Annotated in this window: 29 protein-coding genes; 4 read left to right on the top strand and 25 right to left on the bottom strand. The window is 55.1% G+C overall.

Annotated elements, in window-relative coordinates; translation table 11 throughout:
- Positions 1–54: 54 nt before the first annotated feature.
- The 25 genes from OGV77_RS12195 to OGV77_RS12075 all read right to left on the bottom strand — a co-directional run bounded on the left by OGV77_RS12195 (position 55) and on the right by OGV77_RS12075 (position 16,795).
- Complete coding sequence (locus OGV77_RS12195; RefSeq protein WP_286502702.1) at positions 55–1,155, bottom strand: phage late control D family protein; 1,101 nt, start codon at positions 1,153–1,155, stop codon at positions 55–57.
- Positions 1,152–1,637 (bottom strand): phage tail protein, encoded by a 486-nt coding sequence (locus OGV77_RS12190; RefSeq protein ID WP_286502700.1) that lies wholly within the window; start codon positions 1,635–1,637, stop codon positions 1,152–1,154. The genes OGV77_RS12195 and OGV77_RS12190 overlap by 4 nt, the downstream gene beginning before the upstream one ends.
- A complete protein-coding gene (locus tag OGV77_RS12185) occupies positions 1,634–4,411 on the bottom strand; it encodes a phage tail tape measure protein (RefSeq protein ID WP_286502699.1) in 2,778 nt (925 codons plus the stop codon). Before OGV77_RS12185 ends, OGV77_RS12190 begins: the two co-directional genes overlap by 4 nt.
- Entirely contained in the window at positions 4,404–4,523 is a 120-nt protein-coding gene (locus OGV77_RS12180; RefSeq protein ID WP_000763315.1) for a GpE family phage tail protein, read from the bottom strand. Before OGV77_RS12180 ends, OGV77_RS12185 begins: the two co-directional genes overlap by 8 nt.
- Before the next feature lie 14 nt (positions 4,524–4,537).
- Positions 4,538–4,840, bottom strand: a complete 303-nt coding sequence (locus tag OGV77_RS12175; protein WP_001280965.1) for a phage tail assembly protein — start codon at positions 4,838–4,840, stop codon at positions 4,538–4,540.
- 54 nt (positions 4,841–4,894) lie between these two features.
- Positions 4,895–5,410: a phage major tail tube protein gene (locus tag OGV77_RS12170; RefSeq protein WP_001207650.1), complete on the bottom strand. Its 516-nt coding sequence runs from the start codon at positions 5,408–5,410 to the stop codon at positions 4,895–4,897.
- 9 nt (positions 5,411–5,419) lie between these two features.
- Complete coding sequence (locus OGV77_RS12165; RefSeq protein ID WP_286502698.1) at positions 5,420–6,592, bottom strand: phage tail sheath protein; 1,173 nt, start codon at positions 6,590–6,592, stop codon at positions 5,420–5,422.
- 133 nt (positions 6,593–6,725) lie between these two features.
- The gene (locus OGV77_RS12160) at positions 6,726–7,142 is read right to left on the bottom strand and encodes a tail fiber assembly protein (protein ID WP_087052951.1); all 417 of its coding nucleotides are present in this window, start codon (positions 7,140–7,142) and stop codon (positions 6,726–6,728) included.
- Between the two features lie 2 nt (positions 7,143–7,144).
- A complete protein-coding gene (locus OGV77_RS12155; RefSeq protein ID WP_286502697.1) occupies positions 7,145–8,479 on the bottom strand; it encodes a phage tail protein in 1,335 nt (444 codons plus the stop codon).
- Positions 8,476–9,081: a phage tail protein I gene (locus OGV77_RS12150; protein WP_023226481.1), complete on the bottom strand. Its 606-nt coding sequence runs from the start codon at positions 9,079–9,081 to the stop codon at positions 8,476–8,478. Before OGV77_RS12150 ends, OGV77_RS12155 begins: the two co-directional genes overlap by 4 nt.
- Positions 9,074–9,982 (bottom strand): baseplate assembly protein, encoded by a 909-nt coding sequence (locus tag OGV77_RS12145; protein ID WP_286502696.1) that lies wholly within the window; start codon positions 9,980–9,982, stop codon positions 9,074–9,076. The genes OGV77_RS12150 and OGV77_RS12145 overlap by 8 nt, the downstream gene beginning before the upstream one ends.
- On the bottom strand, positions 9,969–10,328 hold the full coding sequence (locus OGV77_RS12140; RefSeq protein WP_087051177.1) for a GPW/gp25 family protein: 360 nt from the start codon (positions 10,326–10,328) through the stop codon (positions 9,969–9,971). Before OGV77_RS12140 ends, OGV77_RS12145 begins: the two co-directional genes overlap by 14 nt.
- A complete protein-coding gene (locus OGV77_RS12135; RefSeq protein ID WP_087051176.1) occupies positions 10,325–10,903 on the bottom strand; it encodes a phage baseplate assembly protein V in 579 nt (192 codons plus the stop codon). The genes OGV77_RS12140 and OGV77_RS12135 overlap by 4 nt, the downstream gene beginning before the upstream one ends.
- Before the next feature lie 68 nt (positions 10,904–10,971).
- A complete protein-coding gene (locus OGV77_RS12130; protein ID WP_286502695.1) occupies positions 10,972–11,418 on the bottom strand; it encodes a phage virion morphogenesis protein in 447 nt (148 codons plus the stop codon).
- Entirely contained in the window at positions 11,411–11,842 is a 432-nt protein-coding gene (locus tag OGV77_RS12125; RefSeq protein WP_013098790.1) for a phage tail protein, read from the bottom strand. Before OGV77_RS12125 ends, OGV77_RS12130 begins: the two co-directional genes overlap by 8 nt.
- Positions 11,805–12,050, bottom strand: a complete 246-nt coding sequence (gene lysC, locus OGV77_RS12120; RefSeq protein ID WP_072600794.1) for an Rz1-like lysis system protein LysC — start codon at positions 12,048–12,050, stop codon at positions 11,805–11,807. The genes OGV77_RS12125 and lysC overlap by 38 nt, the downstream gene beginning before the upstream one ends.
- Complete coding sequence (gene lysB / locus OGV77_RS12115; RefSeq protein WP_286502744.1) at positions 11,938–12,366, bottom strand: Rz-like lysis system protein LysB; 429 nt, start codon at positions 12,364–12,366, stop codon at positions 11,938–11,940. Before lysB ends, lysC begins: the two co-directional genes overlap by 113 nt.
- A complete protein-coding gene (locus tag OGV77_RS12110) occupies positions 12,363–12,740 on the bottom strand; it encodes a DNZ54_00345 family protein (protein ID WP_010835207.1) in 378 nt (125 codons plus the stop codon). The genes lysB and OGV77_RS12110 overlap by 4 nt, the downstream gene beginning before the upstream one ends.
- A gap of 4 nt (positions 12,741–12,744) precedes the next feature.
- Positions 12,745–13,254: a lysozyme gene (locus tag OGV77_RS12105; RefSeq protein WP_001069919.1), complete on the bottom strand. Its 510-nt coding sequence runs from the start codon at positions 13,252–13,254 to the stop codon at positions 12,745–12,747.
- Positions 13,235–13,450 (bottom strand): HP1 family phage holin, encoded by a 216-nt coding sequence (locus OGV77_RS12100; protein ID WP_000171565.1) that lies wholly within the window; start codon positions 13,448–13,450, stop codon positions 13,235–13,237. Before OGV77_RS12100 ends, OGV77_RS12105 begins: the two co-directional genes overlap by 20 nt.
- Before the next feature lie 3 nt (positions 13,451–13,453).
- Positions 13,454–13,657, bottom strand: coding sequence for a tail protein X (locus OGV77_RS12095; RefSeq protein WP_023138925.1), 204 nt, complete (start codon positions 13,655–13,657; stop codon positions 13,454–13,456).
- Positions 13,657–14,121, bottom strand: coding sequence for a head completion/stabilization protein (locus OGV77_RS12090; RefSeq protein ID WP_057068446.1), 465 nt, complete (start codon positions 14,119–14,121; stop codon positions 13,657–13,659). Before OGV77_RS12090 ends, OGV77_RS12095 begins: the two co-directional genes overlap by 1 nt.
- Positions 14,122–14,214: 93 nt before the next feature.
- A complete protein-coding gene (gpM, locus tag OGV77_RS12085) occupies positions 14,215–14,865 on the bottom strand; it encodes a phage terminase small subunit (protein WP_286502692.1) in 651 nt (216 codons plus the stop codon).
- A gap of 3 nt (positions 14,866–14,868) precedes the next feature.
- A complete protein-coding gene (locus OGV77_RS12080) occupies positions 14,869–15,945 on the bottom strand; it encodes a phage major capsid protein, P2 family (protein WP_286502690.1) in 1,077 nt (358 codons plus the stop codon).
- A gap of 16 nt (positions 15,946–15,961) precedes the next feature.
- A complete protein-coding gene (locus tag OGV77_RS12075) occupies positions 15,962–16,795 on the bottom strand; it encodes a GPO family capsid scaffolding protein (RefSeq protein ID WP_286502689.1) in 834 nt (277 codons plus the stop codon).
- 142 nt (positions 16,796–16,937) lie between these two features.
- Between OGV77_RS12075 and OGV77_RS12070 the strand changes: the two genes are divergently transcribed.
- The 4 genes from OGV77_RS12070 to OGV77_RS12055 all read left to right on the top strand — a co-directional run bounded on the left by OGV77_RS12070 (position 16,938) and on the right by OGV77_RS12055 (position 21,992).
- Positions 16,938–18,701 (top strand): terminase ATPase subunit family protein, encoded by a 1,764-nt coding sequence (locus OGV77_RS12070; protein ID WP_286502687.1) that lies wholly within the window; start codon positions 16,938–16,940, stop codon positions 18,699–18,701.
- A 23-nt stretch (positions 18,702–18,724) separates the two neighbouring features.
- Entirely contained in the window at positions 18,725–19,426 is a 702-nt protein-coding gene (locus OGV77_RS12065; protein ID WP_286502686.1) for a terminase large subunit domain-containing protein, read from the top strand.
- A complete protein-coding gene (locus OGV77_RS12060) occupies positions 19,423–20,478 on the top strand; it encodes a phage portal protein (RefSeq protein WP_286502685.1) in 1,056 nt (351 codons plus the stop codon). Before OGV77_RS12065 ends, OGV77_RS12060 begins: the two co-directional genes overlap by 4 nt.
- A 371-nt stretch (positions 20,479–20,849) precedes the next feature.
- Positions 20,850–21,992, top strand: coding sequence for a DUF262 domain-containing protein (locus tag OGV77_RS12055; RefSeq protein WP_047367109.1), 1,143 nt, complete (start codon positions 20,850–20,852; stop codon positions 21,990–21,992).
- Position 21,993: the final 1 nt, after the last annotated feature.

Genomic DNA, 21,993 nt, shown 5'->3' with positions numbered 1-21,993 from the left:
GCCGATTTAATTAATCACACAATGATACATCAGGCATCCATTTTGTGAACAAAATTATTTCATCTCTAAGTCATCTATCTTTACTTCAAGCTCAAGGTTGGTAGTGAAACCATTATCCTTGCTGACCGTATGCGTCAAAGTTGTAATGGTCCATTCGGCATCGTCGATAGGCTGCTTAAAGCCGCTCACTTTTACTGGCATTTCGGTGTAGAGGTCTGCCCGGCCCTCAGCGAGCTGCAGGGAGAATGACGCAACACCACGCTGCAGGCGCTCCCATTGCATTTTTGCCGCACGCTCAGCATTGCTGCGGTTTGCGTAAGTACGATTAAGAACCAGCACGTTTTCATCCGTTCCCACCAGATAATCACCCTGTTTTGCTTCCGGCTCTTTTGGCGCAGAGGTTTTCTTCCGACGGAGCTTAACTTTGGTTGTTTCTTTTTTTTTGGGGTCGCGGGTATGCAGCCAACTGGCAATTACGCCGGTATAAGCACCACGATCAGCCAGGGTAAAACGATGACCGTCACCGGCTTTACGCTCAATGGTGATAACCGGCAACGGCTTGCCGCTCGCCGTTCTTCCCTGCCCCTGCCGGATAAACAACAGGTTTCCATCCTTAACGGAAGCAATCGCCCCATACTGGCGCGCCAGCTTCATCAGGAAACTGGCATCGCTTTCATTGGTCTGGTCCATGTGATCCAGCGCCTTGTCCGTCAGGTCTTTACCCAGCGCCATTTTGAGGTTATGCCGTGCTGCAATTTCCTTTACCACATCGCCAACGGTTGTCTGGTGCCATGACTTTTCGCGCCGGGTATTGAGGGTTTCACGGAAATCAGCGCTACGGGCACGGATAGTCAGACGATCAGGAGCACCGCTGTGCTCAATCTCATCCACCGTAAATGCCCCTTTTGGGAAAAGCGGCTGGCCCTTCCACCCCAGCGCCAGCTGAATAACGGCACCACGTCGTGGCAAAACGATCTGCCCGTCGGTGTCGTCCAGCTCCAGATCAAGCTGGTCAGCCTCAAAACCCCGGTTATCGGTCAGCGTCAGACTTATCAGGCGTGCATCCAGCGCGGTAGTCACGTCCTTACCTTCAATGGTGATACTGAAAGCCGGGCTTTTGCTGTTCAGGTTAAAAAAACCAGAGCTAAAATTCACTGCAGCAACCCTCCAACCGTATTTTTAATATTACCTATCGCAGACGTTGCAGAGTCCTTCAGGTTACTGAGCTGATCGCTGAGACTACCGAACATATCGGACAGCGACTCATCAACCCTTTTCAGGGTCAGCGTAAACTCAATACGGCGAGGCATTCCGCTTTCAAAAAATTCCGTTTTTGTCTGACTCAGGCTCTCGATCACAAACATGCCGTAAATGGTCCCGCTTCCCTCAATCAGGGGCCATGCTTTTCCCAGCTCTGCCATTTGCTCCAGCGCGAGCAATGACAGCCTGCCCCCGGTGACTTCCGGCAGCAGTACGCCAGATAACGTCAGCGAGTCATTATCCGGGCCAAGAAACTGCGTTGATGGTCGCCGGTTCACCCGACTGTTGACGGCGTGTCGCCAGCTTCGCTGATACTGCAGCTCCTGATATGGCACTGTGCGCAGCATGAAGACATATAACCCCAGTACCATCATCACGATTCATATCCCCCTTGATCACTGAAATTGCTGCGTGCTTTAGCCCTGGTCTTGCGCTCGCGTTCGTCAAGCTGTCGGGCAACTTCACGGGCAATATCCTGCGCACTTTGCCCTGGCTGAGCATAGATAGTGATCGGCGCGTGAGTTTCAAAGTGCATCACAGGCGGCGCGCTGCCAGATTTCGCTGGCTGGCTTTGTTTATATGCCACAGTAGGCAGACTGTAAGGATGTAGTGGAGCAGCCTCTGCAGGCGCTGCCGCTACGCCCATGACGCCTGCAACGACGGAAGCCAGCGCAGCAGTGCGCCGTCTGCTGGTCACACTTGCGGGGCCGTTCACTATTTCGGGGCCGTTCTCCCCAACGATGCCAAACTGACCACGCGGGATCGTGCCACCGCTGTCATACATGCCTGCAAACGGAACCGCAGCAGCCGCTGCTCCACCAACCACCTGCACCTGTGCTTTGCCTTGTGTTTTATTATTTCCGGTCATCCAGTCAGGCAGATAATCGGTGACTGAGGAAAGCTTGCTTTTTAGTGCCTCCCATTTGGCATTAATTCCATTAAGAATACTGTCAATAATGGCGCTGCCCATGTCCTGAAACTTCGCAGGAAGCGCGGCAACATCAGCCAGGATCGAATTCCATTTATCACTAATAGATTGCCTGATATTAGCCCACGCCTCAGAAACGCCAGATTTTATTGCATCCCAATTTTTAGCTATTAATCCCGGCAAGGTATAATTAAAGAACAGTGATTTAATCCCCTCCCATGCGGCGCTGGCCTTCTCTTTAATCCAATCCCATGCCGTACCTGTGGCATTACATACGGCATCCCACATGGCCTTGAACTTTGGCCCAAGCGTGTCCCAATTCTGCCAGATATAAATAGCACCAGCGGCGATCAGCCCAATGACAGCCAGTATAGGGTTTGCAAACATCAATCGGCCCAGCCATATAATTGACTTGCCAACAGAACTTATTACTTTCCCAATAAGCCCAAATGCAGATGAAAATTTTAGCCCCATCACCCCTGCGCTCATTCGCACTACTGCCATCGGCCCTAGCACGGACGCCAGCGCCAGTGAAACAACCCCAGCGGCGGTGGCAACAATGGCAAAACCAGCTGCCAACTTAAACAGCGCAGAGGTCAATTGTGGGTGTCGTTTAACAAAACCATCCAGACGCGAAGCCAGTTCACCCAACCAGTCAGCCAGCTTCTTTAATGCTGGGGCAACTGTTTCACCGATACTAGCCATAGCATTGGTAAAGGAACCTGTAGCGGCTTCCCATTTATTACCAAGAGTATTCAAGGAGGCATCAACACGCTCGCGTAGAGAAGCCTGATTTTGTAACTTTGAAGCCGTTTCACGATAGCCTGAGATGCCTTTGGTAATCATAATATTTAGCACCTGCAGCGTTTCCGCATCATCCCCAAAAATACCTTTTAGAGTAGCTAACCTTTTCTCAGTATTAAGCTTTTGGAGTTGAGCTAACTGCGTGTACATTTTCTCCAGCCCGCCAAACTCCCCCTTGCCATCCGTAAAATCGAACTTAACGCCAGTGCCTTTTAGTTCATCATTAGCATCCTTCACTTTTTCCGTATTCATGACGGACTGAAATACTTTTCGGTAGGCATTACCAGCTGACTCTCCAGCCATACCAGCCTGATCAGCCATAACTAATAGAGGAGCAAATGTCTTAGCCGCGTCCAATCCCTTTTTATGAATAATATCCATCGCGCTGCTGATTTTTGAGAACCCCTGCAGCATATTTCCTGAATCTACCCCTGCGTAGAATCCTTTCTGGATCACGTCCATCAGATTCATCATGTCTTTTTCGGAGGTCTGAGTAGCATCTTGTAACTTAGCCGCAAACTCAGCTGCTGCAGTGGGAGCCATCTGTAACTGCACGCCAAGATAAGCTGCTGACTCTCCCAAGCCGCCCAGGATGACCTGCGCCGACATACCCTGACGGCGTAGCATAGTCATCATGTTCTGAAAGTCGGCTGTTGTTCCCGGCAGCTTATCGCCCAAAGCAACTGCAAGCCGGTTAATTTTTTCAAATTCAGGCGCTACCTTTCCGCCCGGCCCCATCATTGAACCGGCGAGCTGATTCGCTGCATTTTCTGATTCTGAATAGGCTTTTACTGGAGCCAGCAACGTCATGCCAGTAGTTACCCCAGCCGCCATCGCCCCTGCACCATTACCTGCCAGAGAGTTCCTTAACTCGCGGGTCTTTTCAGCCTTGGCTTTGATGGCGTTGAGCTTTCGCTGACGCTCGCCAACTTCACGCAGCCTGCGCTCCTGCTCAGCCAACTGTCGGTTATACCGCTCAGTTTCTCGTGCAATCCGTGCCGTCTCACGCGCTCCGCCCCCAGCAGATAACCCCAGCCGATAAAGCTCAGCCCTGGCTGCCGCCATCTGGCGAGTTTCCTGTTGCTGTTTTTGTTCAAGACGTGAAACAGCACGCCACTGAGCTTCAAGCGCCTGCGTTTGTTTTTTTGTCGGGGATTCCAAAGAAGACATTTCGCGCGTCATCATTTGAGCGCGTAGCCTCGCCTGATCCAGTTCGGCACCAGTACGGCTAACACTTTGAGTTAGCTTATCGAAAGATTTAAGCTGACCTCCAGCATCACTCAGCTTTTTAATCTGATCGCGGGTTTGTCGAATAGCTGATGCCAGCTCCTTAGAGCCAGCCTGTGCATTTTTAAATGGGCGGGTTAACTTATCCACCGCCCCCAGAACTACCTGCAGTCGCAGGTTATTATCACTCATCGCTGGCCCCGCTTCTCTGAATTGCCTTATGCCGCCACTCCAGCACATCAGTCAGCGGCATAACGTCAGTGATGGACGGCGACCAGTGAAAGATGGTGGCAATATCTGCCACCAGATCATCAACCGTCAGGTTGTCGGCAAATCGGCAAGCACCGACTTCGGCAACAAAAAAGTAACCACCTCTACAGCCATTGCTGTCAGATCGGCGGGGTCCAGCTCTGCCATTTCCTGCGCGGTCAGCGTCGGGGAGGAGATTCGCGGGATCACAGTCATCATCGCGCCCACGTCCATATCCATAATGGCCTGCAGACGGGTGCCACGCAGTGCGCCGGACTGCGGCTTACGCAGCACAATTTCGGTAATTTCAGTTTTACCGCGCATGATGGGGGTATCCAGTTTTACGGTCTTTTCAGTCAGTTTGTCGCTCATGTTCGTTTCCTGTTAATAAACTACTGGCGCGGCTGCCCGCGCCGTTAAGGTTAATCAGAGGCCGAGGGCGTTACGGTGTTCTTCCATCAGGTCCACGCCGTCAACGATTTCAACCATGTTGACCAGATCGACCTCATAGAGCACTTCGCCGTTAATGGTCAGCTTCGCGTAGCTGTTGGTGCTACTGACCTTGGTGCTGCTGCTCTCGCCGGTTTTCCACTCGCCGGAATCCACTTCTTTATGACGCCCGCGCACAACCAGCTCAACGGCCTGCACTTCGCCGGTATCGTCACGCTGAATGGAGCCGGTGAAACGCAGCTGGATTCCGTCAACCGTGGCCTTGCCCATCTGCTTAAATAACAGCAGTTCGGTGCCGCCGATTGAAAATTCCGTGTCCAGTGCGCCGTCATCCAGCCCCATGTCCACATCCACCGCGCCCGGCATACCGCCGCCGCGATACTTCTCAAACTTGCGGGTGAATTTCGGCAGGGTCAGAGACTCAACGATCCCCTGCCAGTTGTTCCCGTCGTTGAACAGGTTCAGGTGTTTTAACTTGCGTGGTAAAGCCATGGTGTCCCCTTACGCGCTGACCTGGCTGGAGAAATCCAGCAGGTACTGATCGGTGATGCGCTGGCGCAGCATCAGGTTTTCAAGCGGCGGCACCGGCGTGTAGTCGTAGTCGATAGTGAGTTTCCCGGCTTTCAGGGAGTCTTTGTCGTTCACCGACTCATCCAGCCAGCAGTCTGCGCCGATGATGTAGCCCTGCGTTTTCAGGCTGCGCAGCTTGGCGCGGATACCTTCGATAATGTCACGGGCCAGCGACGGGTTAAGCACGCCATCCACCGCCCACATGTGCGCTTCTGCGATGGTGTCAGCCAGCACCTGCGCCGTGCGGGTGTAGTTCTCAAAGGCAAACAGCGGATCGTCACTGAGGCAGCGGGAACCCCAGAAGCGGAAGCCGTCTTTACGGATAAGCGTGGTAACGTCATTCTGGTTGAGCAGTCCTGCATCGGTTGCCGGGTCCTGCAGATCCCAGAACACATCAGCGGAAATGCCGGTGACGCCGTTCACGCCCACGTTGGACAGGGTTTTATGCCAGCCGGTCTGTTCGTCAATTTTGGCGCGCAGGCCGAGCGCACGGGCGGAGGCGTAAGCCGTCGCATCTGCATTCAGCACGGTGTCAAAGTTGATGAAGTCAGGCCAGATCAGCATCCCCTCGCGCTGGCTGAAATTAGCGCGGTAGGCAATGGCTTCCGCCACCGTTTTACAGCCATAGGCGGACAGGTAGGCAAACCCGCGCAGACTCTGCGCCACGCTCAGTAGCTCAGTGGCAACCGCCTGCGTGTCATGCCCCGGCACGCCGAGAATACGAGGCTTGACGCCCAGCTGCGACTGCGCTGAAAGCAGCGCTTTCATGCCCGTTTTTTTACCGTCAGCAGTCACGCCGCCGATAATGTTGGAGGTGGTTTCCGCTTCGGTTTCGCCCTGCGCCACACGCACAACGACGGTCACGGGTTTAGCCTGGTCGGCAATGGCATCCAGCGAACGGGCCAGCGTGCCAGATTCGCCCGCTTTACCGCTGGCGGTCAGCACATCGGTCAGCAGGACCGGCTTATTAAGGGGAAACATGGACGCATCAGCATCATCGCCGGTGCAGACCATGCCCACGATGGCGGTGCTCACCGTGGTGATAGTTCGGGTGCCCTCGTTGATTTCAACAACGCGCGCCCCGTGGTGGTAATCCTGAGCCATAAGGCAGTCTCTCCGGTTTACAGGGGGTATGCCTATGTTCTGGTTGATATGCGCGCGGCGCACGCGCCGTGCTGTGTGTGGGGAATGGCACAATGGAAGGGACAAAAAAATCCCCGCAGGTGCGGGGATGGGATTAATCTTTGGGTGGTTCAGGCCAGCTAATATCCGGGGCTTTACTGCAATCAACACGCATCAAAAGTACCCGGTATTTCTTCCATTCGGACAAAGCAACGGTTTCTCCTTCCGTCGCAATTCCTGAATCAACGGCATCCTGCCGCCAGGCTATTTCTTTATCAGCAATTGAACGCAATGTTGTTCTTTTCTGTTCAGCCTGAACAATCTGTTGTTCTGCGGATAGTGGCGGGATATTCACCCAGACCGGTTTACCCTCTTTATCTGAACCGAGGATTTTACCCTGCGGTGCAACTCCCGTATAAATTGCCATTGTTTCATCATCAACATCAGCCCCGTTCACAGGCCATGTCCCCGCTTTTTCATACGATTCTTTCATGGAGAAGAGATAAAAGGAGCCATTATAAAATTTATTCATTTTCACCAACCTACGACAATCAAACAGCAATCTTCTAAAGCTCCAGAAGGAGCCCAGTTTTGTATGCTAACGGTAGTATTACTGGCGATTCGCACGTTCATAGCAGCATTGTAGCCAGATGTTGCACGGTTTCCTGTTGCAAAAAGACCGGCATTAGGAAAAGCATAGGGAAGCTGATAACCCCCATCTACACCACCTCTTGTTTGAATGGTGACACACTGCACCATAATTGTTTTGGCGTTGCCGTATTGGTCAATGAAAGGGAATTTAAGCAATGTGTTTCCTGTAGCAATTATCGCCTGAAAAAATCCCATATCGGGGATCTGGTTCGGCCACATTCCCACCTCCCTTTTTGCCGCTTCTCCCAATTGAAGGTATTGGAGAAGGCCTGAAATACTTTTGCCACTGAGGCTTGTCAGCGTGGCATCCAGTGGCTGTTTGCCTGCCAGCGCATTTGTCATGGTGGTGGCGAAGTTCGGATCATTACCCAACGCTTCCGCCAGCTCATTCAGCGTGTCCAGCGCCGCCGGGGATGATGCAACCAGTGCCGCAATAGCTGATTTCACAAATGCAGTAGTTGCAATCTGCGTATTGCTCACGGTCTGCGCTGCAGTAGGAGCCGTTGGCGTTCCGGTCAGGGAAGGACTTGCCAGTGGAGCTTTCAGCGCCAGTGCGTTATTTAGCGCCGTGACCACAGCCTGCACAAACGCTGTGCTGGCAATCTGCGTGGTATTGGTTCCTGCCGGTGCAGTTGGTGCTTTCGGCGTCCCCGTCAGCGTAGGACTTTCCTTAGTGGCATACTGAGTATGAGGGTCCGCTGCGGCAAGGTGTTTAGCCATCAGATCATCCACATACACCTTAAGCTCCAGCACCTTGTCATCCACATATTTGCGGGTTGCCAGAACCACTGACGGGTCAATTTTCAGGGTAATGTTATCGGTACTGCTGGTAATTAGCACCATTCGCACTGTCTGCGTGCGTCCGCTCCCCTCCGCCAGCTGCGGCTTGTAGCTCTCCGGGCAGTTGCCCACGGCAATCAGTGCGCCGGTTTCATCGAACAAACCAACCTCACGAATCCACCAACCGCCCTCAGTTTCGGGGATAACCTGCTCAGCAATAATCTGACTGCTGTTCTGCGGATCGATGTACAGCATATTGAGGGAAGCGCGGCGTTTTTCAGCAACCAGCGCTGTCTGCTGCGCGCTTGGAGTCGGCAGCACGCCGCCACCGTCACCCACAGCCATCTGGGTTATTTTCAACGGAACACCGAGCGCGGCGGCGCTTGCCAGTTTCGCCGCGCCGATATCCGTCAGCAGAGTATAAAATTTTGCGCTCATGGATTCACTCTCATTGTGTCAATAACATGGACCGCCCCGCCCTCATAAGCGGTGCCGCCGGAAATAATGGTTTCGTTGATATACGGGTAGATCGTGATTTCTTCGCCTGTGTAGGTGGCTGCGCCCACAAAATAAGGGCCGCTGGTCTGCAGGTTGATGGACATACCGATCAGATGGCGGCTGCACGGCTTGGCGTCACCGATCAGTCGCTCCAGTTCCAGATACGTTTCTTCCGTGATGCCCTGGTCCTGCACGCCAATATCCAGGCGAAACGTGCCCGGCTGCTCGCCGGTCTGCCACCACTCAATGATGCGGATCAGAAAGCCGAACGGCTCCACCACGCGCCGCACGGCGCTGGTTGTCCCCTTGTGCTGATGGATATAGAAAGCATCCTGCACCACACGGCGCTTGACGCTCTCCGTCCAGCTTTCGTCCCAGCGGTCTACGGAAAACGCCCACGCCAGATACGGCAGAAAGCTGACCGGACACGTTGCCGGGTTCCATAAATCGCGCAGTGGCACCTGCAGATCGGAAATCCCGCTGCAGGTCTGCGCCAGTCGGCGCTCAAGCGGCGATGAACCGGGCGGCAGCAGGCTATTCATCCGTTCCCCCGTTGGTCACGCTCCATTCCGTACAGGACGCCGCCTGTGTTTTATCCAGCACAACATCTGCCAACGGGGAGGCCAGCTCCACACGCTGGACGCCCTCAACATGCAGCGCGGCATAAATTGCGCTGCGACGGATATCACGGCCCAGCCGCGTCTGACTGGCGATGTACTTCTGCAGGCTGGCTTTTGCCGCCGCCATCACCGGCTCAGCTTCCGGCCCCGGATAAAGAAAAATCGTTGCATCCACGCTGTACGGGATTATTTCGGCGCTGCGCACCGTCAGGCGGTCTGCCACCGGACGCACATTCTCGCTGTTAAGCGCCTGCTCCACCACCGCCAGCAGATCAGCCTCTGCCGTACCATCACCCTCACGGCTCAGAACGGTAAGCACCACCTCCGCCGGTGCCGGGCTGGTTGCGCTGGCGTCTGCCACACGCCCGTCCGCGCTTTTGGCGTGAAACTCATAGGCCGCCGTAGGCCCCGCAACGGACAACCCCTCAAACGCAGCCGGAACACGCAGGCGCAGCGCATCATCGCTTTCCATTACTGCCGCGACTGGCGGCACCGCGTCGTTGTCGGCAGGCGTTACCGTCAGGCGTTTCACGTTGTAGTTGGCTGCCAGCTGATCGAGATCGCCGCCGATGGCATATGCCACCATGACCGCCTGCGCTGCCTCGTTAATACGCTGGCGCAAAAGGATTTCTCGGTAGGTGCTTTCCTGCAGCAGCTTGGTGACGGGTTCAGATTCCAGCGCTAATGTTCGCATAACAGCCTTCTGTTCATATGCCGGGTAAAGGGCCACAAAGGCGGCCTTGCGCTCAGCCAGCAGCGTCTCAAAATCCGGTACGTCCACTATCTGCGGCGCGGGCAGCTGGGAAAAGTCAATCACTGCCATTCTCTGCTCCTGTTGATACGGAAAGGGAAACCGGCGCGCCGTTATTGCGCTGCCCGGTAAGCTCAACCACCATAGAGCCGTCAAAATTGCTGCTGATGGTGATGGAATCCAGCGTAAGCCGAGGCTCCCAGCGACTCAGCGCCACATAGACCGCAGACATGACCTGCAGGCGTAGCGCCGGGTTCTGCGGCTGGTCAATCAGGGCAGACAGCAGGGAACCATATTCTCGGCGGGCGATCCGACTGCCCTGCGGCGTCAGCAGAATATCCCGCACTGACTGGCGCAGATGGTCCGTATCAGTAATGACCTTGCCGTTGCCCTGGCTCATGCCGATATACAGCGTCATACCGGCCCCCCCGTGTTGTCGCCGCCTTTCAGAACGCCAGTATGCTCATGGTCATCAACTACGATCCCGTTAGAACTCATTGCGCCGCCGCCCTGGGTGACGCCGCCATTGATCACCACCTCGCTGTTAATGCGCGTGGTATCAGCCTCCACCACAAACTCACCGGTTTTGAGGGTGATATTGTCCGCCGCCTCGATCACCATGGATTTGATACCCCGGACATGCCACCGCCCGGTGGCGGGTTCATACTCAAACCAGCCCCCGTCCGGGTACTCCGTCACGCAACCGTCCACGGAGTCCGACGGCGGTGCAAACTGATTGGAGTAGATGGCAGGCAACGCAAAAGCAGTTTCCAGATTGCCGCCCATGCTCAGCACCACCACCTGCTCATCCGGCGACGGGCACCACCATGTACGGGCACCACCGGCACGCAGCGTCAGCCAGTTAATCCAGTTGGTTTCAAGCTCGCCCACTCTCACCCGGCACAGCCAGTTTTCCCGGTCCACTTCGGTCACGGTGCCGGTGCGGATCAGGTTGGTGATAAGGCGCATTATTTCGGTCAGTTGTGCATTCATAACGAAAGGTTGCCATCAGAGGGAAAAGGGAGGCAGCGCGGGCGCTTGTGCCAGCGGTGGCACAAAGATCACCCCGCCATCCAGCGCAGCAGAGTGTCACGGGTGATGGTTTCCACCTCATCATTCACGCCCAAAAGGCGGCGCTCTGCGTAGCGGACCTCCGGGCCTTTTCGGCTGACGCGATCCCGCAGGCCGTAATGGTGAATACGGGCAATGCGCTGCACCTTGCCATCAAACTGCACGCTGGCGGAGTCCGCACTGGCGGTTGTTTTCAGGTATTTTGTGGTACGAAGCTTTGCAAACATCTGGCGTTTGATGCGCCCCTTCTTGCTGCGGGCTGTCACCCGGCGCGGCTCATAACCGCTGCCGTCAGGATTACGCTGCAGCCTGATGTTCTGCTGCTGTGTCCGGCGCAGCTGTTGCGCCAGTTGCCGCATCATACGGCTGCGCGCGGCAGGCTCCAGATTCGCCAGTAGCGCCGTCAGCCAGTCATCCACCCTCTGCAGTTCATCCACGTTTCACCGTCCACATTTCTTCGGGTTCGTCCGGCTCCGGCACCGCTTCAACGCTTGACACGCTACCGTCAGTGCTAACCAGCACGCGCTCCGTCAGTTGCAGGTTCAGGCTGATATCGCACACATCGTTGCGCAGAATATCCACTTCAAAGGTGAACAGTTTTTCGCGCAGCTCCGGGTTATTGATAGCATCCGGCTGGTTGTCACTTAGCCACAGCAGCACAGGAGCCATCAGCAGATTCTGGTCGCCGCTGAAATCCTCGATCACCACGTTCAGGGTGTAGCGGTATTCCCATGACATGGAGCTGGCACCGGTTGCTACCAGTGAGCCGTTATCAACGAAAAGGTGCAGCTTGTCCGGGTTGTCGCGGACATAAGCAACCGCTTTATTCAGGGCGCTGCGTAAGGACTGCGGTTTGTTCACTGTCTCGCTCCTGACACGCAATAATCGTGTCCACTTTGTCAGCACAGACCGCCCAGGCGGCCTCGGTTTCATCCAGCACCGCGTTCAGATCGCCGTTACTGCGCGGCGCTGACCTTTCCAGACGGCACTGCGTCACTCTGGGACAGCCACTCACGGTAAGCTGCACCTCCGGCGAGGGCCGGACGCTCCCGCAACCGGATAATGTCAGCAGGCAAAGGAGTATCATCCCAGCGGCGCAAATCCTCATTTTCACGTTTCAGTTCCTCGATCCGGTGCTGGCGGCTGCGCAGAAGTGCGGTGGTCTGTTCCGCTGCCGCATAAAGCCGCGCCTGCTCCCGGCTGTTGGTTTCGGTCAGAATGGACAGGCCGATCAGCTGGCTGTTTTTCTTCGTCAGCTCCTGCGTTTTGCTTTTCAGCGCCGCGCCCTGCGTTTCGATGGTGTGGCTGGCATTGTTAAGCCGCCATGACTGCCAGCCCAGCGCCGCAAGTACCAGCGCCAGCACTACCGCCAGCGCACGCATCAGGCCGCCATCGGCTCATGAAGCTGCGCGCGGGCAATCTGATACAAAACCAGCGTCAGCAGGTAAAACACCAGGGTGATCACCCATCCAGAAAATGCCAGGCACAGAACAATAAGCAGCCTGATTACCCATGTACGCACGGGTTTTACGGGGTGCGCCCTGAATTTCAGCAATGCCGCCCTGACCTCATCGCGCGCCCGATCTCCGGCGAACCACCCGACAGCGCACAGCGCAGCAAGCAGCCAGGCTAGGAAGCATGACACCCAGACAGACGCACCAACCAGAACCGGCGCACCGCTGCGCGGATACAGCAGGCTGATAACCAACAACGCAGCCCATGCCAGCTGGAAAAAAACGCTCATGACTTTCTTTTTCATTCCGTTATGCTCCTTTTAAGCACCAGGCCATTTCCCGCGCGCGGCGGTTGTCCAGCCCCTGATTAAACACACCTTTGACATATACCCAGCGCGGCAGTTGATGGCAGGCATCCGCCCAGCGCCGCTGGTTCAGCAACTTAACCAGCGTGGAGCTGCAGGCGTTGCCGGTGCCCACGTTGAAAGCAAACGACACCACCGCGTCATAGACCTTTTGCGGCATCGGCTGCACCACACATTTATCCAGCGCCCTCTCTACGCGCAGCACATTGGTGATAAGTCCCTGCGCCGCCTGCCGTTCCGTGATGGTTTTGCCCGGCACCACACCAGATGTATTGCCGATCCCGTCGGTCCATACGCCCGCGCTGCACTGATAAGGCTGCAGGCGGCATCCCTCGTAATCGGCAATCAGTTTCAGCCCCTCGACGGAGGTATGAAGCGACTGGAAACCGGGCAGCGTGGCGGCGATAGCCAGCACCGCCCCGACAAGGCAGCGCTTAACGATTGAAGGATTCATATTCCCCCCGCGAAATTTTGCCGCCACGTAACAATTTGAAAGACTGGTGTTTGTAGTACCAGTTGATAGCCAGCATCAGCACACCAATCAGTACGCCGCCAACCGTTGACGCATCCTTGAGCGACAGATCGCCCAGCCATGCCAGCAGCACGGCGATGCAGTAAGTGATAAAGGCGCTGATTCGTTCAAGCGTCATAATTCAGTCCCATAGCTGGACGGTCTGCGCCGTGGTTGACGCCGTAATGTCCGGCAGCTCCACCTGCAGCCCGTGCGGTAATAATGGGCCGTACTCAGCCAGCCCCGGATTTGCCTGCAGAACCTGCTCAGTGACACCCTGCGTGCGCCCGTAATGACGCCAGCAAAGCGCGTCCACCGTGTCATACTGATGCGCACGCACTTTCATCAGATAAGCTCCACCGTACAGTGCGGTGCATCCTGCACCCGGCTGATAGCCCATCGGGCATCACGCCACAGATCGCCGCTGGCCTCCGACAGCTCCTCCCCTCGCTTCACGCCTGACGCCGTGGCGTCATAGTCCTGATAACGCTCATTGAGCACGGCGCGCGCCCAGCAAAAAACGGCGTTGTGGTAGTGCCGGATACGCTCGCTTTTGCCGTCCAGCATTTCTGCGGGAACCTCAGCAAGTGTCCGCCAGCCCAGCATCTGCTGACGGTTGCGGAAGTCGAACAGCTCAGCGTTAACCTCAGAAATTGCCGTCAGCACGACCTGCTTTAAACGCGGCTGCGTCACCGTGCCGTCAGTGCGCATCACACTGCGAAATTCCGACAGATCCACATCAGGCCAGAACGGCGTATTTTTGATGACCTCCGCCTGTTCCGGTGCCTGTTCTGGCGCAACAAACTTCATGCGGCTTTCTCCTGAATAAGTGGGCGGTGGACGGAATTTTGATGTGGCAGTGCCTTTCGCCATCCCGTGCCGCCCGTGCGCGGGGCACGTTCGTTAGCGGCTGTCATTGCGCAGTCTGCGCTCCAGCTGCTGCTTTTCTTTTTTCACACCGCAGCGGGGATCAAGCTGCAGCGCATGGTTAAGGTGATTCAGGGCAGACGCCGGGTTGCTTTCGCTCAGTACAGCGCCGATGGCTTTATGCAGGCGCGCCCGCGACTGGTCCGGCATATCCAGATCGGTGGTCAGGTCCAGCGTCTGCAGAAGCAGATCGGCATCAAAACCGGCAGCGGCAAGCAGAGCGCTTTGCGCCGCGTCCGCCATTTCTTCTGCCAGCACGGTCTGCACGTTACGGTTGCCCAGAGGCATCACCCAGCCATAGCGCAGCGCATGGCGCCCGATTTCGAGCGCACCGGCATAATCACCGGCGTCGATACGCCACAGCATCACGTACATCAGCACGTCATCCTGCTGCGCACCTCCGGCAGCCAGCACGCCCTCCGCCCAGGCGGAATATTTCGGCAGCAGTTCCACCTTGATTTGCGCCTTTGTTACCGTGGACTGAATGCCTTTAAGGCGGCGGCGGTCCTCCGCCAGCTGCAGCAGCATCAGGTCATAACCTGACGCGTGGCGAACACTGCCGCCCTGCCGGGCGGCCTGTTCAGCCTGAACGCGCAGGCGGTGCTGCCGTGCGGGACTCAGGCTCATGCATTACTCCCCGGCATCTGGTGCTGGAGTACTGAAATCACCGTACTCGATGTTTTCAACCAGGGCCGCGCAGCGGTAGTCCTCCACCACAAACGCCTCATTGACCGATTCAAAGTTTTCAATGCGATCGCGTTTAGGGTTATCGATGACAGAACGGCGGCGGGTATCTGCCTGCCAGTAAATGGACAGGTTATCCAGACGTGTGATCAGCAGGGCATTTGCCGGGAAGAACGGCGCGCGGACCGCCTGCAGGCCACCCATGCGTTTCTGGCTGATAATGAGATCGGCAGCCAGCTTTTCACTGTTTTCCTGGTCTTTGTTGACGAGAGGGAAATACTTATCGGACAGCAGCTCACGACCACAGATCACCACCAGTTCATCATCGTCCTGGTACACCACATCGATCAGCTCATTGACGGCATCCATCACCACGGCGTCCAGATTTTCGTAGCCTTTTACATCCAGCCCCGATGCGCCTTTTCCCACTTTCACCGCGCCTTTAGTGGTTACGCCGTCTTTGGTGGTGCTACCCATAACGTGATCCGGCGCATCTTCGCGGATTTTCTGCAGCCAGCCTTTGTTCACATCCTGCAGCAGAGGGTTAGCGGAACGGTCAGAGGTTTTGGCGCGGTTCACGCCGTTAAAGCCAATCATGATGCGGTCCAGCGCCTGACGCTTGATGATGGCGTTACGCACGCGCACCTGGAAGTCCTGGAATTTAGCCCACAGGTCCAGCTTCGCGTAGGTCAGCACCGTGTCATAGTTGGTCTGCTCGCATTTATATTCCACGTCCTCCATCACCATCGGATCGGTAGGCTCGCGGTCCTGTTTGGTGGTGTCGGTGGTTCCGGCAACGGTGCTGCCTACGCCCAGCCCCAGAAGTTGCCCGGACTGCTCATCAACCGGCGAGACGTTAATCAACGTTAGGAATGCAGCGGACTGCTGGATCTCATCCTCCAGCGTCTGCTGTACGGACGGTTCAACGGTGAACTTGCTGGAAAGCTCCTCCACCTCCACACCGTTCAGGCGGGCCAGCTGCTGCAGGTAGGCATTGAATGCAAATTTAGTTTTCTGTTTCATCGGGTTTTATGCTCCATCAGCAATTGGTCAGAGAGCCAGCAGGCGCAGAGCCACCCGGCGTGCGCTGGCGAAAATCTTTGCGGCTATCTTCCTGGCTCAGCTTCTGCTGCAGCTCGGCAAATGCCGTGGTTTGCGCCTGCAGCGCTGTTTCCAGTTCAGAAAGGCGCGTGCCCTGCTCAGATAAGGATTTTTGCGTGCTGTCGCCCAGGCTCTGCTGCTCAGTTGCCAGCAGCTCCACGGCTTTATACACATCAGAGAATCGTGCATCGTCGCTTTGTTCTTTTTTGCTGAACATCGCAGCAACGCGGGAAAAAAGGCTCGGTTTTTCGTCCTGGGTTTCTTCCAGTTCGATCACCGTTTCTGCAGCGGCGGTAAACAGGTTTTCAGGGTTCTGCTTGCGGTTCGCCAGCGGGTTATGCGCAGAGCTGGCGCTGAAAGCCAGCATTTCCGTGCCCAGACTTGCCGGATCGTCAGTTGCTGCCAGCCCCACCAGATAGGCTTTACCGGTATCCGCAAATTTCGGGCTGACCTCCATGGAGGTGAACAGCTTCTGGCCTTTTTTTACCAGTTCCACCAGTGAATCCGTTGGCTCCACATCGGCATAAAGCGCCATCTTGCCCGCCAGCGGGCCATCACTGATTTCCTCTGCAACCAGCGCCGCTACCTTGCCGTAACGGTTAAAAGTACTGTCCGGCATGTAAGACTTAATGTGTTCAAGGTTGATCAGCGCGGTATACACCGTCGGGTTATAGCTGGCAGCCATCTGAATCAGCCAGTCACGCTGGATTTCGCGTCCGTCAGTGGTGGCGCCCTCCACCCCGATACGGAAACGCTTTGCTTTCACTGTCATGAGCTGTGCTCCGTTAGAAAAAACTTACTAGAGCCTTATGTTTGCTGTGATGGAGGGGGTGAAACAACGCGTGCGCCTTGTGCGATAAACCACACAAAACGCAGTCAGGGAAAGGCAGCAATCAAGGCCGTATGTTTGAGCCATGGAAACCATGACCCCCGCAGACCTCGATCCCCGCAGGCAGGCAATGCTGCTGTATTTTCAGGGATACCGCGTAGCCCGCATTGCTGAAATGCTGGGCGAGAAAGTCGCAACCGTTCACAGCTGGAAAAAGCGCGATAAGTGGGGCGAGTATGGCCCACTGGATCAGATGCAGCTCACCACCGCAGCACGCTATTGCCAGCTCATCATGAAGGAGCACAAAGAAGGTAAAGACTTTAAGGAAATTGACCTGCTGGCGCGCCAGTCAGAACGTCACGCCCGGATCGGTAAATTCAACGATGGCGGGAACGAGGCCGATTTAAATCCAAAAGTTGCCAACCGCAACAAAGGCCCGCGCCGCCAGCCTGAAAAGAATGTGTTCACCGACGAGCAGATCGAGAAGCTGGAAGAAATCTTCCGTGACGGCATGTTCGAATATCAGCGCCACTGGTGGCAGGCAGGCGTTAAGCACCGCATCCGCAACCTGCTTAAATCCCGTCAGATTGGCGCAACGTATTTCTTTGCCCGCGAGGCACTGATCGACGCCATCACCTCCGGGCGCAACCAAATCTTCCTTTCAGCCAGCAAGGCGCAGGCGCACGTCTTTAAGCAATACATCATCGACTTTGCCAAAGAGGTTGATGTGGAGCTGAAAGGCGACCCGATGACGCTCAGCAACGGCGCCACACTGTATTTCCTCGGCACAAACGCCCGCACCGCGCAGAGCTACCATGGCAACCTTTACCTTGATGAATATTTCTGGATACCGAAATTCCAGGAGCTTCGCAAAGTGGCATCAGGGATGGCAATTCACAAAAAATGGCGGCAAACCTATTTTTCCACGCCGTCCAGCCTGACCCACAGCGCCTATCCGTTCTGGTCGGGCACCCTGTTCAATCGGGGCCGAGCAAAAGCTGACAAGGTAGATATTGACCTGACCCACGCCAATCTGGCGCGCGGCGTGCTTTGCCCGGATGGACAATACCGCCAGATCGTCACCGTTGAGGATGCCGTGCGCGGTGGCTGTAACCTGTTCGACCTCGACCAGTTGCGCATGGAATACAGCCCGGACGAATACCAGAACCTGCTGATGTGTGAATTTATTGACGATTTGGCGTCAGTTTTCCCGCTCAGCGAGCTGCAGGCCTGCATGGTGGACAGCTGGGAAGTCTGGTCTGATTTTCAGGCGCTGGCGCTGCGTCCGTTTGGCTGGCGTGAAGTCTGGATCGGTTATGACCCGGCGAAAGGTACGCAGAACGGTGACAGCGCCGGGTGCGTCGTCATTGCCCCACCATCAGTTTCGGGCGGCAAGTTCCGTATTCTGGAGCGCCACCAGTGGCGCGGAATGGACTTCCGCGCACAGGCCGACGCTATCAAAGCTCTCACGCAGCAATACAACGTGACCTATATCGGCATCGACTCGACCGGCGTGGGCCACGGCGTCTATGAGAACGTCAAAGCCTTTTTCCCCGCCGTCCGCGAGTTCGTCTATAACCCGAACGTCAAAAACGCCCTGGTCCTCAAGGCATACGACATTATCAGCCACCGCCGCCTGGAGTTCGACGCCGGGCACACCGACATCGCGCAGTCCTTTATGGCAATCCGCCGGGCCACCACCGCCAGCGGCAACCGCCCTACCTACGAAGCCAGCCGCAGCGAAGAAGCCAGCCACGCAGATTTGGCCTGGGCAACGATGCACGCACTGTTTAACGAACCACTGCAGGGCGAAGCCGCCAATACCAGCAACATTGTGGAGATTTTCTGATGCACTCAACCCCAACTAACCTCATGACCACCGCCAGCCTGCCTGTAGATCGCCCTTTCTTTGCTTACCAGCATGAATGGAACAGTGGCGCACGCAGCAGAAACCGCGTGCTTACAAAAATGCGTCAGGCTGGCGCGGATTTCTTTTTCGCCTACGAAGCCCTGAACGATGCACTGCATACCGGACGCAACCAGATTTTTCTGGGCTGCACCCCGGCATCAGCCCTGACTGTCAAAACCTATATATCAGCTTTTTTAAGTGAGGCAGCAGCCTGGACGCATCTTGGGAAAATAAAATCAGGTAAAGCGCATCTGGAACTACCAAACGGTGCGTTCATTTATTTTATCGGGCCGAAAAGTCTCGCCGCTGCGCTCCACGGAAACGTCTACGTGTCAGAGTATGCATGGGCTGACTCCCCAAGAAATATGATTGCGCTCGCCAAAAGCCTGTCCATGCACGCGCGCTATCACGCTACCTACTACACCACCCCAAGCCCCAACCCAGAAGCATGGCAGGAATACAAGAAGCTGATTGCCCGCAACAGCACTACCTGCATGACCTTTACCGCTGATGACGCTGCAGCATCCGGGGCAACGCTCGCAACCGGAGCCGCGCTCTTTGATGATGAATGGCTGAATGACATGAAAAAAGAGTTATCAGCGGAGGACTGGAAAATGCTGTTTATGTGCGAATGGCCCCAGGCTGACAAGGAGCAGGCGGCATGAGCAAACGTAAACACAAGAACAACCGCGCAGCGGTAGATCACAACTCCAAATCAGGCGGCGCTGCAGCGGAGGCGTTCAGCTTTGGCGACCCGGTGCCGGTGTTAGACCGACGCGAATTGCTGGATTATATGGAGTGCGTGCAGATGGACCGCTGGTATGAGCCGCCGGTGAGTTTTGACGGGCTGGCGCGCACCTACCGCGCCGCCGTGCATCACAGCTCACCGATGGGCGTAAAGCGTGACATTCTCAGCAGTACCTACATCCCGCACCGCCTGCTCAGCCAGCAGGCTTTTACCCGTTTCGTCCAGGATTATCTGGTGTTCGGTAACGCCTATCTGGAAAAACGCACCAACCGGCTCGGCGGCATTCTCTCACTGGAGCCAGCACTGGCGAAGTACACACGCCGCGGCGTTGACCTGGACACTTACTGGTTTGTGCAGTACGGATTCACTACGCAGCCCTACGAATTCACGCCGGGAAGCATTTTCCATCTTCTTGAGCCTGATATTAACCAGGAAATCTACGGGCTGCCCGGCTACCTTTCGGCCATACCTTCAACCCTGCTCAACGAGTCCGCCACGCTGTTTCGCCGGAAGTATTACATTAACGGCAGCCATGCGGGCTTTATCATGTACATGACCGACGCCGCGCAGAACCAGGAGGACGTGAACAACATCCGCCAGGCCATGAAAAGCGCCAAGGGCCCGGGCAACTTCCGCAACCTGTTCATGTACTCGCCCAACGGCAAAAAAGACGGGATTCAGATCATCCCGTTGTCAGAGGTGGCGGCGAAGGATGAATTTCTGAACATTAAGAACGTCAGCCGGGACGACATGATGGCGGCGCACCGTGTACCGCCGCAGATGATGGGCATCATTCCCAACAATACCGGCGGCTTTGGTGATGTGGAAAAGGCCAGCCGCGTCTTTGTGCGCAATGAGCTGATGCCGCTGCAGAAGCGACTGCGGGAGCTTAATGACTGGCTGGGCGAAGAAGTGATCCGCTTTGAGCCGTACACGCTAGGGCTGACAGAAGACAATCGCTACGACTGACGCACCGCACCGCGACAACAAGACCACCTCTCACAGCGCCCCAGCAGCATTCTGCGGGGCGCTTCTTTTTTGCTGCCGCTCACTCACCCTACCCGATTGAAGCCGCCAGCGGGCCGGAGGCTGCGCCGGATTTTTGCTATTTCACCCCGTTGCGCGCGCTCGTAGCCCCGCCACGCCTGCCCGCTTTGCGTAGTGGTTTTCATGCACCTGCCGGACATAAGCAAAAGCACGCCATAGCTGGCGGTCCTAAGCAAACGAGAGCATCAAACGATCATGCGATTTTGCGCGATTTCATGCGGCTAATGATGTTTTGACACTTGATCCATTATGCTACCCTAAACCCAATACCCACACTTGTTAAAGGACTGCAAATGGAACTCGTTGAACTAAAAGCTCTGCTAGAAAAAGAAGCTGACGCGAAGAGAAGAGCTGATTTACTCGCTCAGTTAGAAGTTTCTAAACAGAATGCAGAAGAACAAATACGCACTGAGCAAAAAGACGTAGATTTCGAGACGAAGGAGTTTACCGTCGAGTTACTGGTAAATAAGTATCATAGCGGTTTGGAAGATGATACTAACGAACTTTTTGTTCCTGACTACCAAAGGGACTTCGTTTGGAGCGAAAAAAGACAATCACGTTTAATTGAATCCTTAATTCTCGGATTTCCTATTCCGTACATTTTCACCGCTGATGTTCTTTCAGAAGACCCTGAACTGGATGGTAGGATCGAGATTGTAGATGGTTCGCAACGTGTCAGAACCATCCATGCTTTCATTCATAATGAGTTAACCTTACAAGATTTGAAATCTTTAGATTCTCTAAATGGTTTTACTTTCCAAGACTTGCCACTATCTAGACAGCGTCGCTTTATGCGCATACCTGTAAGGGTGATTGAATTAAGCTCAAAATGCAACGAGGAGACACGCCGAGACCTTTTTGAAAGAATTAACTCAGGTAGTGACATTCTTAAGGATATGGAAGTCAGAAAAGGCTCAGAACTTGGTTCAACTTCACTTTATACGCAGGTTATTAAGCCTTGCTCTGCCATTCCTCTATTTAAAGATTTAGCTCCATTATCTGAAGCAAAAGAAAAACGTGATGAACGTTTAGAATTCGCACTACGCTTTTTTGCATATTTAGAGAACTATGAGAACTTTGATCACTCAGTCCGTGATTTTCTCAATGATTACATGCGGGAAAATGGAGAGGTAGACTCTCACAAACAGGATTCTATGAAAGAAGAATTCACCAGGATGTTAAACTTCGTAAATGAGTACTTCCCCGCAGGTTTCAAAAAAACAGTTACTGCGAAGTCCACCCCTAGGGTCAGATATGAGTCCTTAGCAGTAGGTGTCGCATTAGCATTAAGAGAAGATTCTACACTCGTGCCTCAGAATCTTGACTGGTTAAGTTCTGACGAATTCAAAATATTAACAACCTCTGACGGTGCGAATAGCCGAGTCAAAGTAAAAGAGCGAATTGAGTATGTGCGTGATAAATTGTTAGAGGTTTAAC

The sequence above is a fragment of the Citrobacter sp. Ce129 genome (genome assembly GCF_030334545.1).
Lineage (GTDB): Bacteria > Pseudomonadota > Gammaproteobacteria > Enterobacterales > Enterobacteriaceae > Citrobacter > Citrobacter europaeus.
This window is presented reverse-complemented; position numbering and strand designations above follow the sequence as displayed.

Bases quoted from the DNA above. Each gene is read 5' to 3' on its own strand.
- OGV77_RS12055 (WP_047367109.1), top strand. From the start codon at position 20,850: ATGGAACTCGTTGAACTAAAAGCTCTGCTAGAAAAAGAAGCTGACGCG.
- OGV77_RS12110 (WP_010835207.1), bottom strand. From the start codon at position 12,740: ATGAAAAAGAAAGTCATGAGCGTTTTTTTCCAGCTGGCATGGGCTGCG.
- OGV77_RS12175 (WP_001280965.1), bottom strand. From the start codon at position 4,840: ATGAGCGACAAACTGACTGAAAAGACCGTAAAACTGGATACCCCCATC.
- OGV77_RS12065 (WP_286502686.1), top strand. From the start codon at position 18,725: ATGACCACCGCCAGCCTGCCTGTAGATCGCCCTTTCTTTGCTTACCAG.
- OGV77_RS12090 (WP_057068446.1), bottom strand. From the start codon at position 14,121: ATGAAGTTTGTTGCGCCAGAACAGGCACCGGAACAGGCGGAGGTCATC.
- OGV77_RS12170 (WP_001207650.1), bottom strand. From the start codon at position 5,410: ATGGCTTTACCACGCAAGTTAAAACACCTGAACCTGTTCAACGACGGG.
- OGV77_RS12100 (WP_000171565.1), bottom strand. From the start codon at position 13,450: ATGACGCTTGAACGAATCAGCGCCTTTATCACTTACTGCATCGCCGTG.
- OGV77_RS12185 (WP_286502699.1), bottom strand. From the start codon at position 4,411: ATGAGTGATAATAACCTGCGACTGCAGGTAGTTCTGGGGGCGGTGGAT.
- OGV77_RS12160 (WP_087052951.1), bottom strand. From the start codon at position 7,142: ATGAATAAATTTTATAATGGCTCCTTTTATCTCTTCTCCATGAAAGAA.
- OGV77_RS12150 (WP_023226481.1), bottom strand. From the start codon at position 9,081: ATGAATAGCCTGCTGCCGCCCGGTTCATCGCCGCTTGAGCGCCGACTG.
- OGV77_RS12140 (WP_087051177.1), bottom strand. From the start codon at position 10,328: ATGACGCTGTATATCGGCATGAGCCAGGGCAACGGCAAGGTCATTACT.
- gpM (WP_286502692.1), bottom strand. From the start codon at position 14,865: ATGAGCCTGAGTCCCGCACGGCAGCACCGCCTGCGCGTTCAGGCTGAA.
- OGV77_RS12155 (WP_286502697.1), bottom strand. From the start codon at position 8,479: ATGAGCGCAAAATTTTATACTCTGCTGACGGATATCGGCGCGGCGAAA.
- OGV77_RS12145 (WP_286502696.1), bottom strand. From the start codon at position 9,982: ATGGCAGTGATTGACTTTTCCCAGCTGCCCGCGCCGCAGATAGTGGAC.
- OGV77_RS12070 (WP_286502687.1), top strand. From the start codon at position 16,938: ATGGAAACCATGACCCCCGCAGACCTCGATCCCCGCAGGCAGGCAATG.
- OGV77_RS12105 (WP_001069919.1), bottom strand. From the start codon at position 13,254: ATGAATCCTTCAATCGTTAAGCGCTGCCTTGTCGGGGCGGTGCTGGCT.
- OGV77_RS12135 (WP_087051176.1), bottom strand. From the start codon at position 10,903: ATGAATGCACAACTGACCGAAATAATGCGCCTTATCACCAACCTGATC.
- OGV77_RS12095 (WP_023138925.1), bottom strand. From the start codon at position 13,657: ATGAAAGTGCGTGCGCATCAGTATGACACGGTGGACGCGCTTTGCTGG.
- OGV77_RS12060 (WP_286502685.1), top strand. From the start codon at position 19,423: ATGAGCAAACGTAAACACAAGAACAACCGCGCAGCGGTAGATCACAAC.
- OGV77_RS12165 (WP_286502698.1), bottom strand. From the start codon at position 6,592: ATGGCTCAGGATTACCACCACGGGGCGCGCGTTGTTGAAATCAACGAG.
- OGV77_RS12075 (WP_286502689.1), bottom strand. From the start codon at position 16,795: ATGACAGTGAAAGCAAAGCGTTTCCGTATCGGGGTGGAGGGCGCCACC.
- OGV77_RS12080 (WP_286502690.1), bottom strand. From the start codon at position 15,945: ATGAAACAGAAAACTAAATTTGCATTCAATGCCTACCTGCAGCAGCTG.